This window comes from Mycolicibacterium novocastrense (assembly GCF_001570485.1).
GTDB lineage: Bacteria > Actinomycetota > Actinomycetes > Mycobacteriales > Mycobacteriaceae > Mycobacterium > Mycobacterium novocastrense.
Genome location: NZ_BCTA01000052.1, coordinates 1 through 15,366, shown reverse-complemented (window position 1 = coordinate 15,366; position 15,366 = coordinate 1). Strand labels below are relative to the sequence as shown.

Sequence of the window (15,366 nt, the reverse complement as noted above, 5' to 3'; positions counted from 1 at the left end):
ATCCGTCACCGAATCCGATGGCTTGCGGTGCACGGGTTCGTGCGCGGTGCCTCGAAGCTGCTCGCCCGCCGTGGCGATCCCCAGGGCCGGATGATCGCCGATCCGACCGTTCGAGCCGATCCGGTCGCGTTCGCCGACGATCTGCGCGCGCGGGGGCCGGTGGTGGAGGCCGCCATCGTGCACCTCACCGTCGACCACGCGATCGCCAACGACCTGCTGAGAAGCGATGACTTCGAGGTTCTGCCGATTGGCTCCAACTTGCCCAAACCGGTGCAATGGGTGGCGAACCGCACCAAAACCGACCTGCTTCATCCCCTCGAGCCGCCGTCGATATTGGCGGTTGAACCCCCGGACCACACCCGGTACCGAAAGCTGGTGTCGTCGGTGTTCACCCCCAGAGCCGTTGCCGCGCTGAGGGACCGGGTGCAGGAGACCGCCGAATCTCTCCTCGACGAACTCGCGGGAGCCGGCACCGTCGACATCGTCGACCGCTACTGCGCCCAGTTACCGGTCGCGGTGATCGGTGACATTCTGGGCGTTCCCGACGCCGACAGGTCACGTGTCCTGGAGTTCGGCGAACGCGGGGCGGCGAGCCTCGACATCGGCCTGACCTGGCCGCAGTACCGCACCGTGTACCGCAGCGTGGTCGGCTTCAACGATTGGCTGTCCGGGCACCTCGAAGCGCTGCGACGCAACCCCGGCGACGACCTGATGAGCCAGCTGATCGCGGCGTCCGACGAGGCTGCCCGGCTCAACCAGCAGGAACTGATGGCTACCGCCGGCCTCGTGCTGGCCGCGGGGTTCGAGACGACGGTCAACCTGCTGAGCAACGGAATCCGGATGCTGCTCGATCACCCGCAGCATCTCGAGACCCTGGCGCAGCGGCCCGAGCTGTGGCCGACCGCCGTGGAGGAGATCTTGCGCCTGGACCCGCCGGTGCAGCTCACCGCGCGCAGGGCGACGAAGCACACCGAGATCGCGGGCTGCCGGATCCCCCGCGGCAGGGTCGTGCTCATCTACATCGCCGGCGCCAACCGCGACCCCAACGTGTTCGACGACCCGGACCGCTTCGACCTCGAACGCGAGAACGCCGGAAGACACCTGTCGTTCTCCGGTGGCAGGCATTTCTGCCTCGGATCTGCTTTGGCCCGCGCTGAGGGCGAGGTAGGGCTGCGGGCGTTCTTCGAGCGTTTCCCCGGCGCGCGACTGGCAGGTGAGGGCAGCAGGCGTGAGACGCGGGTGCTGCGGGGGTGGGCGTCGCTGCTGATTGCCCTGGGGACCGCTGGAGCGCCACCTCGCCGGACTGCGTGAGCGCGGCCTCGATCCCGAGGAAATCGTCGCAGCCAGTAAGGGTGTGCGATTGTCGAAGATCGAAGATTTCGACGGCAACGAGATCGGCATTATCGGGGGCTTCCGCGTCGAGTATTGAGTACGTTCGGGGGCGTGGATTTCCGAGCCGCGCTGCTCGACCAGACCCGCGAATTCGGGGAACTGATCCGCAGTGCCGACCCCTCGACGCCGGTGCCGACCTGTCCCGACTGGACGCTCAAACACCTGTTCCGCCACGTCGGTCGCGGAAACCGGTGGGCGGCACAGATCATCGCCGAACGCCGGATGTCGGCGCTGGATCCGCGCGAGGTGCGCGAGGGTAAACCACCCGACGACCCCGACGGCGCGATCGACTGGCTCAACCAGGGCGCGCAACTGGTGGTCGACGCGGTCGAGCGGGCGGGGGCGGCGACCCGCGTATGGACCTTCCGCGGCTCGCGCCCGGCGGGTTGGTGGATCCGCCGCCGGCTGCACGAGGTCACCGTTCACCACGCGGATGCGGTGCTGGCCCTTGGGGCCGACTTCAACCCATCGCCCGAGTTGGCCGCCGACGCGATCAGCGAATGGGTCGAATTGATGGCCGGCCCCGGAGCGCAATCCGCGCTGGATCGCGGCAGAAGCATCCACATGCACGCCACCGACGACGGGCTGGGGCCGACCGGGGAGTGGACCATCGTCCACGACGAGGACGGACTCTGGTGGTCGCACAACCACAGCAAGGCCGACACCGCTCTGCGTGGGAGCGCCGGCGACCTGCTGCTGGCGATCACGCGCCGGCGCACGGCCGCCGACAGCGGTATCGAGGTGTTTGGCGACACCGCGGTGTGGGACGCGTGGCTGGAGCGCACCGGCTTCTAGCCGCGTCGGGCGCGAGCGGGTGTCGCCAGCACCGTGGCGATGCCCGTCGTCAGCGGTACCGACAACGCCAGCGCGATGCCGCCGACCGCCGAGCGCGCGATCTCGATGGCGACACTCTCGCTGGTGAGGACGTCGCCCAGGGCCCGATTGGCCACGCTGAACAACAGCAGCAAGGGCAATGCGCTACCCGCATACGCCAACACCAGCGTGTAGACCGTGCTCGCGATGTGGTCACGTCCCACGCGCATCGCGCCCAGGTAGATGGTCCGCCGCGAGCTGCCCTCGAGCTCGGCGAGCTCGAACACCGTCGAGGCCTGGGTGACCGTGACGTCGTTGAGCACACCGAGCGACCCGATGATGAAACCGGCCAGCAGCAGGCCGGTGATCGACACGTTGCCCAGGTAGGCCGCGACCTCGTTGTTGCGATCTTCCGAAAGACCCGTCAGGTGAGCCAATTCGATTGCGCCCCAGGAGAGGAAGGCGGCAAGCAGCAGCGAGGTGAGTGTGCCGAGCAGGGCCGCGCTGGTACGCAAGCTCACACCGTGGGCCAGGTAGATGACGGCGTAGAGGATCAGCGCCGAGGCCACCAGCGCGACGGGGACGGCCGCGGCGCCGTCGCGCAGCGCCGGCAGCATGAACACCACGAGCACGAGGAACGCGACTACGATGCCGATGAGCGCGCGGAACCCCCGCCACCCGGCGACCACGACGACCACCACGGCGAACGCCACGGCGAGCGCGACGAGCGGCCACGTCCGCTCGTAGTCGTAGAACGAGTAGGTGGTGGTGCCGGTCGCGTCGACCTGACGGCTGATCCTGACCTCGTCACCGGGGGCGAGGTTGGGTTGGCCGGGGCCGCCGCTGAATTCGAGCAGGGTCGCCGCACCCTTGTTGGGGCCGGATTCGATGGCAATCAGCGCCTGTACGCACTCGGCAGCACCACCCGCGGCCGGCACCGGATCGGCGGTGAGCACCTGACCAACCGACGGGCTGCCGCATGTCGTGGTGCTGCTCGAGCGGACCAGCCCCGCTTCGGTGGTGACGGCGCCGCCCTCGGCGTTCTGAAACGGCAGCGGGATCTCGGTCTTCTGCTGGCTCGGCCACAGCCACGCGGTTCCCGCCAGGACCGCCACGCCTATCGCTATCAGGAGGCCGACGACGACCTTCGCAGCGATCGGTCCCAGCGGGGCCGGGCCGGTCGGAAAGTGGGAGTGGGAGTGGGAGTGTGAGTGCGCCACCCGGCCAGGGTAGAGGCAGCCGCGGAGCGCTCACTGATGTACCGGTTGCGCGGCCCCCTGCCCGTACGTAGCTGAGCGCTCGCCTACCGGGGCGCCGCTACTGCCGGTAGCTGACCAGGAAGTTGCCCAGCCGTTCGATCGCGTTCGCCAGTTCGCGGGCCCACGGCAACGTCACGATGCGCAGGTGATCCGGTGTCGGCCAATTGAACCCGGTGCCCTGGGTGACCAGGATCTTCTCCTGCAGCAGTAGATCCAGAACCAGCTGCTCGTCGTCGACGATGTCGTAGACCTCGGGATCCAGCCGCGGGAAGGCGTACAGCGCCCCTTGAGGTTTCACACAGGACACCCCGGGAATCTCGTTCAGCATCTGCCAGGCCACATCGCGCTGCTCCAGCAGCCGGCCGCCAGGCAGGACCAGCTCCTCGATGCTCTGATGCCCACCGAGAGCGACCTGGATCGCATGCTGCGCAGGAACATTCGGGCACAATCGCATGTTCGCGAGCAGGCTGATTCCCTCGATGAAACTGGTGGCGTTCTCCTTGGGCCCAGTGATCACCAGCCAGCCCGCCCGATAGCCCGCCACCCGGTATGCCTTCGACAATCCGTTGAAGGTCAGGGTCAGCACATCGGGTGCCACCGATGCCGTCGCGATGTGCTCGGCGTCGTCGTAGAGAATCTTGTCGTAGATCTCGTCGGACAGCAGCAGCAGCTCGTGTTTGCGCGCCAAATCGGCGATCTGCGTGATGATCTCGCGCGTATACACCGCGCCGGTCGGGTTGTTCGGATTGATCACGACGATCGCCTTCGTGCGTTCGGTGATCTTGGATTCCAGGTCGGCGATGTCGGGCATCCAGCCCTGCGTCTCGTCGCACAGGTAGTGCACCGGGGTGCCGCCCGCCAACGAGGTGCACGCGGTCCACAGCGGATAGTCGGGCGCCGGAATCAGCACCTGGTCTCCGTTGTCGAGCAACGCCTGCAACGTCATCTGGATCAACTCGGACGCGCCGTTGCCGAGGTACACGTCGTCGACGTCGAATCGCGGGAAGCCCTCGACCAGTTCGTAGCGAGTGAACACCGCGCGCCGCGCGGGCATGATGCCCTTGGAATCGGAGTAGCCCTGGGCATACGGCAGCGCCTGGATGATGTCGCGCATGATCACGTCCGGCGCTTCGAACCCGAACGGCGCGGGGTTGCCGATGTTCAGTTTGAGGATGCGGTGACCCTCGGCCTCCAAGCGTGAGGCGTGCTCGTGCACCGGTCCGCGGATCTCGTACAGGACGTCCTGCAGCTTCGACGACTGCGTGAACGTGCGCTGGCGCGGTCCGTGCCCGGCGGCGTGGATCGGCACGTGGTGGGTGGTCACGTCGTTCATGCTCTCACTTTTGTCCAGCGATTAACCAAAATCGCCGGTCAGCAGGTCATCGTTTACCCGGGGGACGAGCGCCCCTGGCGATTCCCAGACCCTTCACCGGAGGCTGTTCGGGCTGGTCTCCGTTGTCCCCGCCGGAAGGCTCAGGGGCAGCGGTCGATTCGCCGTCATCCTTCGGCTCCGGTTGCGCGGCAGCGGGTTTCGACTCGGCGGGCGGCTGTGCCGGTGCGGCCGATTTCTTGGCCCCGGGCCGGCGCGCGCCCGGGGCGATGCCGAGGCCCTTGACCTCAGGTTCGGGCTTGGGCTCCAGGCCTCGATCCGAGTCGGCGGTATCGGTCTTGGCCCCCGGCGCCGCCTTGTCCGGGTCCACGTTCGGCGGCTGGGTGACGGTCGCCTCGCCCTCGTTGGGCGACGCGGCCGGGGACTTCTTCTTCGCACCGGGCCGCTTGGCGCCTGCCGCGATGCCCAGTCCCTTGACCTCGGGCTCCGGCTTGGCCGCGGCTTCGGGCCCGGCCTCCGGCTTGGCTTCGGTCTGGGCGGGAGCCGCCTGCGCCGCCGGCGCGGCCTTCTTGGCACCGGGCCGCTTGGCGCCTGCGGCGATCCCGAGCCCCTTCGCGGGTGCTGCTGTGGCAGCGGGCTTTTCGTCGCCCGCAGGCTTGTCGCCGGCGGGAGCGGCGGTCTTCTTGGCGCCGGGTCGCTTGGCGCCGCCGGCGATTCCGAGGCCCTTGACCGGTTTGGTTTCGGTCGCCGTGGCGGCCTCGGCCTTCGGGGAGGGCGCGGCCTCGGGCTCGGCCTGCGCCTCGGCTTCGGCCTCGGCGGGGGCTTCCTTGACGGGCGCTTCGGCGGCCAGCTTGGCGGCGCGTTCCTCGGCCTCCTTGGCCGCGGTGCCCTTCTCCGGCAGCGTGATGGTGCTCTTGTCCAACGAACCCAGCAGCAGCTGGGCCACGTCGAGCACCTCGGCCTTCTCCACCTCGCGGGCGGCCGAGACCTCGTCCACACCGTCGGTGATCATCACGCGGCAGAACGGGCAGCCGGTCGCGATGGTCGAGGCGGTGTCCATGGCCTCCTCGGTGCGCTCGGTGTTGACGCGTTTGCCGATGTGTTCTTCCATCCACATCCGCGCCCCGCCGGCGCCGCAGCACAGGCCCCGATCGGCGTGCCGAGGCATTTCGGTCAGCTTCGCGCCGGACGCCCCGATCAGCTCACGCGGCGCCGAGTACTCCTTGTTGTGCCGTCCCAGGTAGCACGGATCGTGGTAGGTGATATCCGCCCCACCGTCAGCGGGCGTGACCGGAATCAGCTTCTTGTCGCGCACCAGCCGGTTCAGCAGCTGCGTGTGGTGCAGCACCGTGAAGTTGCCACCGACCTGCGGATATTCGCGCCCCAGGGTGTTGAAGCAGTGCGGGCAGGTCACGACGATCTTGCGGTCCACCCGCTCGACGCCCTCGAACAACTCGTTGAGCGTCTCCACGTTCTGCGCGGCCAGCTGCTGGAACAGGAACTCGTTGCCCGAGCGGCGCGCCGAGTCGCCGTTGCATGTCTCGCCCTCGCCGAGCACCAGGTACTTCACGCCCGCGGCGGCCAGCAGTTCGGCCACGGCCTTGGTGGTCTTCTTCGCGCGGTCCTCGTAAGCGCCTGCACAGCCCACCCAGAACAGGTACTCGTAGCCGTCGAACGACTCCACGTCCTTGCCGTACACCGGCACGTCGAAGTCGACCTCGTCGATCCAGTTGGTGCGGTCCTTGGCGTTCTGGCCCCACGGGTTGCCCTTGGTCTCCAGGTTCTTGAACAGCACGCCGAGCTCGCCTGGGAACTCGGACTCCATCATCACCTGGTAGCGGCGCATGTCGACGATGTGGTCGATGTGCTCGATGTCGACGGGGCACTGCTCGACGCAGGCACCGCACGTCGTGCAGGACCACAGCACGTCGGGGTCGATGACCCCGCCCTGCTCCTCGGTGCCCACCAGCGGCCTGGTGGCCTGCTCGGGACCCGACCCGAGGATCCGTTCGAAGCCGGACTCGGGGACGTGGTCGTGCGAATGTTTTTCGGATTTCTTCTCGCCGCGCAGTTCCTCGCCGAGGCCGCCCTCGGGGGTGTTCTCCAGCGGCGACTCCTTGTCGCCGAGGATGTAGGGCGCCTTGGCGAACAGGTGGTCGCGCAGGTTCATGATCACGAGCTTGGGCGACAGCGGCTTACCGGTGTTCCACGCCGGGCACTGCGACTGGCACCGACCGCACTCGGTGCACGTGGTCATGTCGAGGTAGGCCTTCCACGTGAAGTCCTCGATCTTGCCGCGGCCCAACACCGCATCCTCGGGCGGATCCTCGAAGTCGATCTGCTTGCCCTCGTACTCGACGGGCAGCAGCGGGCCGAGCCCGTCGGGCATCCGCTTGAAGGTGACGTTGATCGGCGCCAGGCCGATGTGCAGGTGCTTGGAGTGCAGGACGATCAGCAGGAAGATCAGCATCACCGCGATGTGGGCCAGCAGCGCAATGGTCTCGATCCACGAGTTGGCGGTGTAGCCCAGCGGGCTCATCAACCACCCCATGAACTGGGAGAAGAACGCGCCGTTGCCGTAGGGCAGGGCGTCGGTGTTGACCGCGGCGCCGCGCACCAGCGCGTAGGTCCAGATGACGTTGAAGATCATGAACAGGATCAGCCACGCGCCGCCGGTGTGCGATCCGTAGAACCGCGAGTCGCGGCCGTGCTGCTTGGGCTCCTGCCTCACCCGGATGATCGCGAACGTGATGATGCCGAGCAGCACCGCGACGGCGAAGAAGTCCTGCAGGAAGCCCAGAACGTCCCAGCGGCCGATGATCGGGATGTGGAAGTCGTGGTCGAAGAGCAGGCCGTACGCCTCGAGGTAGACCGATGCGAGGATGAAAAAGCCCCACATCGTGAAGAAGTGGGCCAGCCCGGGCAGGGACCACTTCAGCAGTCGGGTTTGCCCGAAGACCTCTTCGATCTGCGTGGTGATGCGCTTGCCGAGGTTGTCCTTGCGGTTGTTCTCGGGGCTGGTGGGTGCACCGGAGCGGATCAACTTCGTCAGCCAGAGCACGCGTTTGGCGGCGAAGACCAGGACGAGGGCCGTCAGCCCTAGCCCGACGACGAGCCTGATCAGCATCTGCGTATCCACCGCGCGCCTCCCATTCTCAAGTTACTCAAGGGTAACTTATCGTTAGTTACCGTCGGGTAACTTAACTCAGGCCTGCTCAAGCCCGGGAGTCATAGTTGCATCTCCAAAGGAAACACCGCTACGAAGGTTGTCCTAACTACGCACCGTCGGTCGGGCTGGACTCGTCGGGCACCGTGTCGGTACCCGTTTGCTCGTCGCTCGAATCCGGCACGACGGGATCGCCCTCGGGTGATGGAGCGCCGTTACCGGGCCCGGGATCGATCGGCGGAGGGTCAGGCACCGGCGGGGTCTGCGGATCGGTCGGCGGCTCGGGGTTGGTCGGCGGCTCAGGGTTGGACGGTGGGGTCTCGGGTTCCGGTGACGGATGGGCGCTCGTCGGTGGCGTGGGTGTCCAGGGCGGTGCTGCGGGCGCCATCGGCGCGGCCGGTGCCGGGCGCGGGCTGCGGTGCTGGGGTGTGGACGACCGCTGCGCGGGTTGCACGACGACCGTGGTGAGTTGAGGGGCCTGCGGCGCCGGGGGTACTGGAGTGGGAGCCGGCGCCGCAGGCGTGGGGGGCGGCGTGGCCGCGGGACTGAGGACGGTCGCCGCCTCGACCGGGGTGGCGGTGTCACCGCGCAACTGCGTGAAGCCGAACAGGGCTGTCGTGACCACCGCGGCGGCCGCCGCGAGGCTGAACAGGACGAGCGGGGAGCGTCGCGGTGCCGCCGCCTCCTCCTGCCACTGCTCATGCTCGAAGTGAAGTTCGGGGCGCGAATCGGTGAAGGGCAGGGGCGCATCCTGCTGGTCGTCCTCGGACCAGGCCAGCGCGCCGAACGTGGCCGACGACGATCCGGCGTCGACCCGGACGGTGGCTTCATCGAGCCCGGCGGGCGCGAGCGTGGTCTCCGGGTCGACGACGCGCCGGCGCTGGGCGATCAGAGCGGTCCCGACGGCGGCGGCCAGTTGCGGCCGCGCGGTGGTCACTACCGGTACTCGCAGGTGTTCAGACAGCTTCTGCGTGAGCAGAGGGATACGTGCGCCGCCGCCGACGGTCGCCACCGCCGAAACCGCGGCCTCCGGAACCCCGTAGCGTTCAAGCGTTTCATCCACTGCGGCAAGGAAATCCGTGACCGGCCGCTGAATGAGCCCCTCGAGCTCGGCGCGGGTGACCCTGACGTCCGCGTGGTGTCCGGGCAGAGCGACGGCGACGGCCGTCGCGGTGTGGGCCGACAACCGCTCCTTGGCGGCGCGGCACTCGTCGCGTAGCCGCGCCAGCGAACCGACGACAGCCGTTCCGGACGGGTCGGTGTCAGCAGGCAACGGCGTCATCACATGTGCCATCAGCGCCTGATCCACCAGATCGCCGGAAAGATCGGCGAACCGGACGGTCTCGCCGACCACCGCGTGGTCCGAGGACGCGTTGACGAGCGTGATGTTGGTGCCGCTGCCACCGAAGTCGCAGAGCACGACGACGCCGCGAGAGGGCAGCCCGGGTTCGGCGTTCAGCGCGGCCACAGCGGCGGTCGCGTCCGACACCACCGGCACGTCGCCGCCCAGGGCGTGGCGCAAGGAGTCGGCGACCGACGGACGCCAGTGCGCGGGTACGGCGACCGTGACGTCCTCGGCCGACTGCGTGACCGTGCGCAACGCCTCGGCGAGCAGTTGCTCGGGGCGATGGGCGGAGCCGTCGGGGGCGATGAGCGGAACCGGGTCGCCGATGCGGTCGACGAACCCGGTGAGTCGCTGCCCGTGCAGCGTGAGCTCGGAAGGCCGGATCACCGCGGCGTGTCCGTCCCGGGTCGCGGCGAGGTAGGTCGCGCCGACCGAAACACCCAGCGGCCGGTCCGGGGTTGCCTGGTGATTGAACATGGCATGACGCTATGGCGCTTCGCAGGCGGGCGAATCCGGTGCCGGACCCGTCGTCGGACACGGCGGTTAGGGGATTGCCGTTAGGGGATGACGGTGGGCTGGGGGATCACGACTGCGGAGACAACATGGCCCGCAGCATCGACAACATCTCCGAGCGGGATTCCGCGCCGAGCCGACGGCGGATTCGGGCGACGTGGTGTTCGACGGTCTTCGCCGAGATGAACAACTGTGTCCCGATGTCGCGGTAGGGCATGCCGAGAAGCAGCAGTTCGGCGACCTCGCGCTCGCGGTCGGACAGTCGTGACGACACGGGACGCGCCGAGCCGGCCCGCGCGGTCTGGTTAGCCGCGAGCTGGTCGGCCCCGGGTGCGTCGTCGGGGGCGACGGTCTGCTTCAGATCGCGTGCGAGCTGCAGCATCGCGCCGGACACCCGGCCATCGGGGGTCTGCAGTGCGGCCTGACCGGCCAGCCGGGTCGCATCCCACGTGAGGCCGACCTGCGCAAGCAGCCGCGCAGCCGTGGTGACCTCGTCGATGTCGACATGATTGGCCAGTACCCGCAACCAGGTTCGGCCCGCAGTAGCCAGCGTCTTGGCGAAGGCGCTGTGCGCGGCAGCGGCAGTCAGCGCCTGACCGTGCGGGGCGACCGCGTCCGGCGCGTTGGCGAGGATGCCCGCGTGCACCCCGGCCCAGTGCAGGGGAGTCGACCACAACACGGGCTCGCCGAGGGAGCCGAGCAGCGCGAAGGCCTCGTCGAGGGTGTGCTGCAGCCGGTCGATCTGGCGCATCCGGGATGCGGCCACCCACAGTTCACCCAGCGGCAGTAGGGAGAACAGGTCCATCGAGTACTCGGCGAGCACCTCCACCGCCGCGTACCAGTGCTTCTGCATGGCGCCGGTGTCACCGCTGCGCCGGGCGATCGCTGTCTGCAGCGCGGCTGCCCACAGCGAGTCGCGGCGGTGCAGCGGCGAAGTATCGGCGTCCGCGCACGCGACCGCCACGTCGGACGTCGCTGCGGGCAGTTGCCCGTCCTGCATCCGCACCCAGCCCAGCAGCAGCCGGTGTCTGCGGGCGACGAAAAGCGCGGCCTCCGTACCGTCTTCGAGACCGGCGCGCACCGCCCGGGCGATCACGCTGCGGGCCCGTACCGGATCACCGCCGTGCAGGGCGGCCAGGGTCACCAGCGCCGCGGGACTGTCCGGGGCCACGCCCGCCGCGGGCTGATCCGCGGTGATCGCCTGCCCCAACCGGGAGACGGCGGCGGGGTACGGCGCGTCCAACGACATCAACAGGCCCTCGGCGAGGCTGCGCGCGGCGCGGGCCGTGGAGGTGGGTGGGCCGGCGCTCTCGGCGGACAACGCCGCCCGGGCGGCCGGCAGGTCACCGGCGGCCAGGGTCACCACCGCGCCCGCCGCACTCACGAACGCGTCCGGATACGGGCCCAGCCAGCGAAACAGGTCCGCGGCCTGCGCTGCACTGCCGTCGTGCAGGGCGATGCTGGCCGCGATCCGGACCGCGGCGGCCTTTTCGGCCGCATCCTCGGAGCCGAGCAGCTGATCGGTGAGGCGGCCCGCGGTGCCGCAGTCACCGGTCAGCGCCAGCGCGTCGGCCAGCCGCGGGCTCAGCGTGGTCGCCCCCGCATCGACGGCAGCGCGGTAAAGCCTTGCCGCCCTTGCTGGTTGGCCATGGCTGCGGGCGGCCATATCGGCCAGCGCGGTCGCCAACCGATCGTCGCGCAGGCCGTGCTCGGCCAGCTGGAGCGCTAACTGGGTTGTGAGCGTGGACGATTCGAGCTGCGACACCAGAAGCGCGACCTCGGTGTCGTGATGCCGTGCGGTGCCGAGAATCTGGGCCACGCAGCGGTGCAGTGTCCGCGCGAAGGCTCGGCTGTGGGACGGCTCGACCAGACCCGTGGCGCGGGCACGATCGACCACCGCGTACGCCTGCTCGGCGTCCATCCGCAACGCCGCAGCGATGTCGTCGGGGCCGAGTTCTCTGCTCAGCGAGGTGACCAGAAGGGTGTCGAGCGTCGCGTCGTCGAGGCGGCGCAACCGTTCGGTCAACGCGTACGTGACCGCCTGCAGGATCGCCGTCGCCGGTGCCTCGTCCTGCGGGTCGGTGACGGCCGCTATCGCCGGCTGCAGCAGGAACGGCAGGCCCGCCGTCGCCACGACCAGGGACCGCACCATGTCCGATGGCGGTGTGCCACCCAGCTTTTCGGCGACGAGGCTTGTCACGTCTCCCGGGGGCAGTGGTCCGAGGCTGACGATCGGGTTCTCGCGTTCGATCGCCGTGAACAGGGCACGTATCGCCGGGCGGTGCGCGATGGGCTCACTGCTGACGACGAGGGTCGAAGGCAGATCCGACACCCGCTGCGCGAGCTGGTCGAGTTCGTCGTCGTCCAGCAGCTGGGCATCGTCGATGACGACGGCGGCCCCCGGATCGTCATCGACACGCGGGATGCGGGTGAGCACGGGTACGCCCGCGGCGCGAAGTGCGGTTCGAACGGCGGTCAGCACCGAACTCTTACCGGTGCCGATCCCGCCCGACACGAGCAGTTTGACCGGCTCGGTCGGCGCGGCCGCCAATCCTGCGACCGCCTCGCGCGCGGGCGGCGGGATGTCCGGCCGGGGGTCCGACGCGGTCATGGGTCTATGGCGCGTCCGGAACGGGGATGTCCGGCTCCGGTTCGACCGATGTGGTGGGCGGGTCGGTGGTCGGCGGCTGGGTGGTCGTCGGCTGCGTGGTGGTGGGACGCGTCGTCGTGGTGGTGGGCTGAGTGGTGGTGGTTGTCGTTGTGGTGGTCGTGGTTGTGGTGGTGGGTGGCGTCGTGGTCGTCGTGGTCGTCGTCTCGGGGGGCGGCGGTGGGGGGACCACGCTGGTGGTCGGGCGCCCATCGGTTCCCGTGACGGTAACCGTCTGTGGTGCAACCGAAGTCGTCGTCTCCGGTGAGGGTCCTGACTCGAAGGTAGTAGCGGTCTCGGTGACGGGGGAGCTGTCGCCGGTCGTACCGGTCAGCGTGACCGCGAGACCACCGGCGGCCAGCAGTGCGGCCGCGGCCGCCGCGCCGAACAGCACCACCGGCCTGCGGTACCACGGCAGCGGTTCGGGTTCCGGTTCGTACTGCTCTTCCTCGTGGGCGAACCCCATCGCGGGGCGAGCGCCGGTTCCCCCCGCTTCGAACGTGTAATCCTCACCGGCATAGGGGACCGGCTCATCGGCGGGCGAGTCGTCCTGCGACCACGCCAGCGCGCGGAACGTCGCCGAGCCCGCACCGTCGGCGGCCGACTCGGCGGCCGCGACGCCTGCGGCTCCGGCGGCCCACGCGGCGGCCGACATGCTCGTCGGCGCCATCCCGGTCGGGGCATCGGCGGCGGCAGCCATCCCGGTGGCCGCGTCGGCGGCGTCGGCGATCAGCGCGGCGCCCGCTGCGACGTTGAGTTGGGACTGCGGCGTGGTGATGACCGGTGCGCGCAGCCGGGTCGACAGCTGCTGGGTGACCATCGGGATGTTGGCCCCACCGCCGACGGTCGCGACGGCCGAGACGTTCGCCGGCGCAATGTTGTTGCGCTGCAACGTCTCCTGGACGGCATTGAGCAACCCGTCGAGCGGCTCGCTGATCAGCTGCTCCAGCTCGGTGCGGGTGACGCGCACATCGGAGGTGAAGCCGGGCAGGTCGGCGTGCACGACCGCGGCGGTATCGGCCGACAGTTGTTCCTTGGCCACGCGGGCCTCGTTGCGCAGCCGGGCCAGGGAACTGACGGCGGCGGTGCCCGCGGGGTCGGCGTCGTTGGCCGCCGCGATGCCCGCTACGACGTGGTTGAGCAGGAGCTGATCGATCTGGTCGCCGGAGAAGTCCGCGTAGCGGACCGTTTCTCCGATCGGGCCCAAGTCGGCCCCCGCGTCGGCCAGGCTGATGCTGGTCCCACTGCCGCCGAAATCACACAGCACCACCACGCCGCTCGACGGCAACCCCGGCGCGGCCTGAAGCGCGGCGAGCGCGGCCGCCGAATCCGGCACCAGCGTGGGCGCCACCCCGTCGGGAGCCAGGCCCGGCGCGGCACGCAGGGCCCCCCGCAGCGCGCCAGTCGTGGCGGCTCCCCAGTGCGCGGGCACCGCGATCACGACCGGTGCACCGCCGCCGACCGTGCGCGCCATGGCGTCGAGCGCCTCGACCAGCACCCGCTCGCCACGATGCGGCGAACCATCGGCGGCCACCAACGGCACCGGGTCGCCGACGCGTTCGACGAAACCGCTCAGCACCATGCCCGGTTGGTTCAGGTTGGGGTTCTCGGCCGGGACGCCGACCTCCGGCGCGCGATCGTCGAATATGGTGAGTATCGATCGGCGCATGACCGGTGGACGGCCGATGCGGGCCGCGACCAAATTGGTCGAACCGATCGACAACCCGAGTGAGTCGCTCATCTCCACCTTTGCATTTGGGTGCATTCGAACCCGGCCATCACGATAGCGGCTCGATGGCTTCGGACACGGGAGCTGCCCCTAGTGGGAGAAAATCCCCTAACGCGGCATCCCCTAACGACGCGGCCGAGCAGGTGGGTTTCGCACCGATCACCGCGGCGTTCGCCGTCGATAGCATCGTGGCAGGCCACTCGGCTAGGCCTTGTCTCTAGCCACATATATCTGGTCTCTAGCCACATATATCTGTTTGAGGGAGGGAGGGTGTTTCATGGCCAACGAGTTACTCGACTTTGTCATGTCGGTGGTGCGTGATCCCGACGCCGCTGCGCGTTTCGCCGCCGATCCGGATCAAGCCATTCTCGACGCCAATCTGACGAACGTGACCAGTGCCGATGTCCACGCCCTGATCCCGGTGGTGTCGGAGTCCATGTCGGCGCTTCCGACGACCGTTCCGACCGCGCTGGACGGCGGTATCGCCGAAGCCGCGAGCAATGTCTGGAGCAGCGGAGCGGCCACCGCCGCCTTCGACGCGTTCGGCGATCACGTACCGGCCGAGGTGGTGGACGACGTGTCCGCGGCGTTGATCTCCGACCCGGGGGTCCCCGAACTCGCTGAGCCGGATGTTCCCAGCGTCGCCGGCGCGGACGACACCTCGCTGGAGTTGGACCAGCCGGTGGTCTCCGACGTCGTCGACGACGTCCCGACCATCGACGACTTCAGCGACGCGGTGGCCGATGTGCAGCAGCTCGACATCGACGCGGGCGGATTCGACATCTTCGACTGAAACGCAGTACCGACCGAATGCGCGGCCCCTTAAGGGGCCGCGCATTTGTCGTTTCGACGCGAGAATGCGGGCTCTCCCGAGTACCCCCCAGCCATCCCCTAATCCCCTAACGGCGCCCCTACTCCGATCCCGGGACGCTGCCGCGCAGGGAGGGGCCGCGACCCCGTTTCAGGGCCGCCGCGACCGCCATAACGTGGTTCTCAGCTCGCCGGACAGCCCGGCGACCAGACCAAGACCGACATCTTCGAAAGGATCCGACATGAACCTCATCGACTGGTTTCTGAACCTGTTCCGCGACCCCGTCTCCGCTGCCGCGTTCGTGGCGGACCCCGACCGCGAACTCCACCAGGCCGGCTTCGGCAACGTCTCGGCCGCCCAG

General features: G+C 69.1%; 10 protein-coding genes. 4 read left to right on the top strand and 6 right to left on the bottom strand.

Annotated features, from left to right (window positions below):
* Positions 1-1,311 (top strand): cytochrome P450, encoded by a 1,311-nt coding sequence (locus tag RMCN_RS19105; RefSeq protein ID WP_084377591.1) that lies wholly within the window; start codon positions 1-3, stop codon positions 1,309-1,311.
* A gap of 132 nt (positions 1,312-1,443) precedes the next feature.
* Positions 1,444-2,187, top strand: a complete 744-nt coding sequence (locus RMCN_RS19100; RefSeq protein WP_067392498.1) for a maleylpyruvate isomerase family mycothiol-dependent enzyme — start codon at positions 1,444-1,446, stop codon at positions 2,185-2,187.
* Here RMCN_RS19100 and RMCN_RS19095 read toward each other — a convergent pair.
* The 6 genes from RMCN_RS19095 to RMCN_RS19070 all read right to left on the bottom strand — a co-directional run bounded on the left by RMCN_RS19095 (position 2,184) and on the right by RMCN_RS19070 (position 14,206).
* Complete coding sequence (locus RMCN_RS19095) at positions 2,184-3,425, bottom strand: YibE/F family protein (protein ID WP_067392496.1); 1,242 nt, start codon at positions 3,423-3,425, stop codon at positions 2,184-2,186. The two genes, RMCN_RS19100 and RMCN_RS19095, sit on opposite strands and share 4 nt — an antisense overlap.
* A gap of 97 nt (positions 3,426-3,522) precedes the next feature.
* Entirely contained in the window at positions 3,523-4,797 is a 1,275-nt protein-coding gene (locus RMCN_RS19090; protein ID WP_064415191.1) for a pyridoxal phosphate-dependent aminotransferase, read from the bottom strand.
* A 46-nt stretch (positions 4,798-4,843) separates the two neighbouring features.
* Positions 4,844-7,933: a heterodisulfide reductase-related iron-sulfur binding cluster gene (locus tag RMCN_RS19085; protein WP_067392494.1), complete on the bottom strand. Its 3,090-nt coding sequence runs from the start codon at positions 7,931-7,933 to the stop codon at positions 4,844-4,846.
* 136 nt (positions 7,934-8,069) lie between these two features.
* The gene (locus tag RMCN_RS19080) at positions 8,070-9,782 is read right to left on the bottom strand and encodes an Hsp70 family protein (protein ID WP_067392492.1); all 1,713 of its coding nucleotides are present in this window, start codon (positions 9,780-9,782) and stop codon (positions 8,070-8,072) included.
* A 106-nt stretch (positions 9,783-9,888) separates the two neighbouring features.
* The gene (gene iniR, locus RMCN_RS19075) at positions 9,889-12,429 is read right to left on the bottom strand and encodes an isoniazid response ATPase/transcriptional regulator IniR (protein WP_067392490.1); all 2,541 of its coding nucleotides are present in this window, start codon (positions 12,427-12,429) and stop codon (positions 9,889-9,891) included.
* A gap of 4 nt (positions 12,430-12,433) precedes the next feature.
* The gene (locus RMCN_RS19070; protein WP_067392488.1) at positions 12,434-14,206 is read right to left on the bottom strand and encodes an Hsp70 family protein; all 1,773 of its coding nucleotides are present in this window, start codon (positions 14,204-14,206) and stop codon (positions 12,434-12,436) included.
* 265 nt (positions 14,207-14,471) lie between these two features.
* Between RMCN_RS19070 and RMCN_RS19065 the strand changes: the two genes are divergently transcribed.
* Together RMCN_RS19065 and RMCN_RS32010 are read left to right on the top strand one after the other, a co-directional pair.
* Positions 14,472-14,987: an Rv0340 family IniB-related protein gene (locus RMCN_RS19065; protein ID WP_067392484.1), complete on the top strand. Its 516-nt coding sequence runs from the start codon at positions 14,472-14,474 to the stop codon at positions 14,985-14,987.
* Positions 14,938-15,366 (top strand): IniB N-terminal domain-containing protein (locus tag RMCN_RS32010; protein ID WP_322788616.1); only part of this gene is annotated, 429 nt, incomplete at its 3' end. The genes RMCN_RS19065 and RMCN_RS32010, both read left to right, overlap by 50 nt.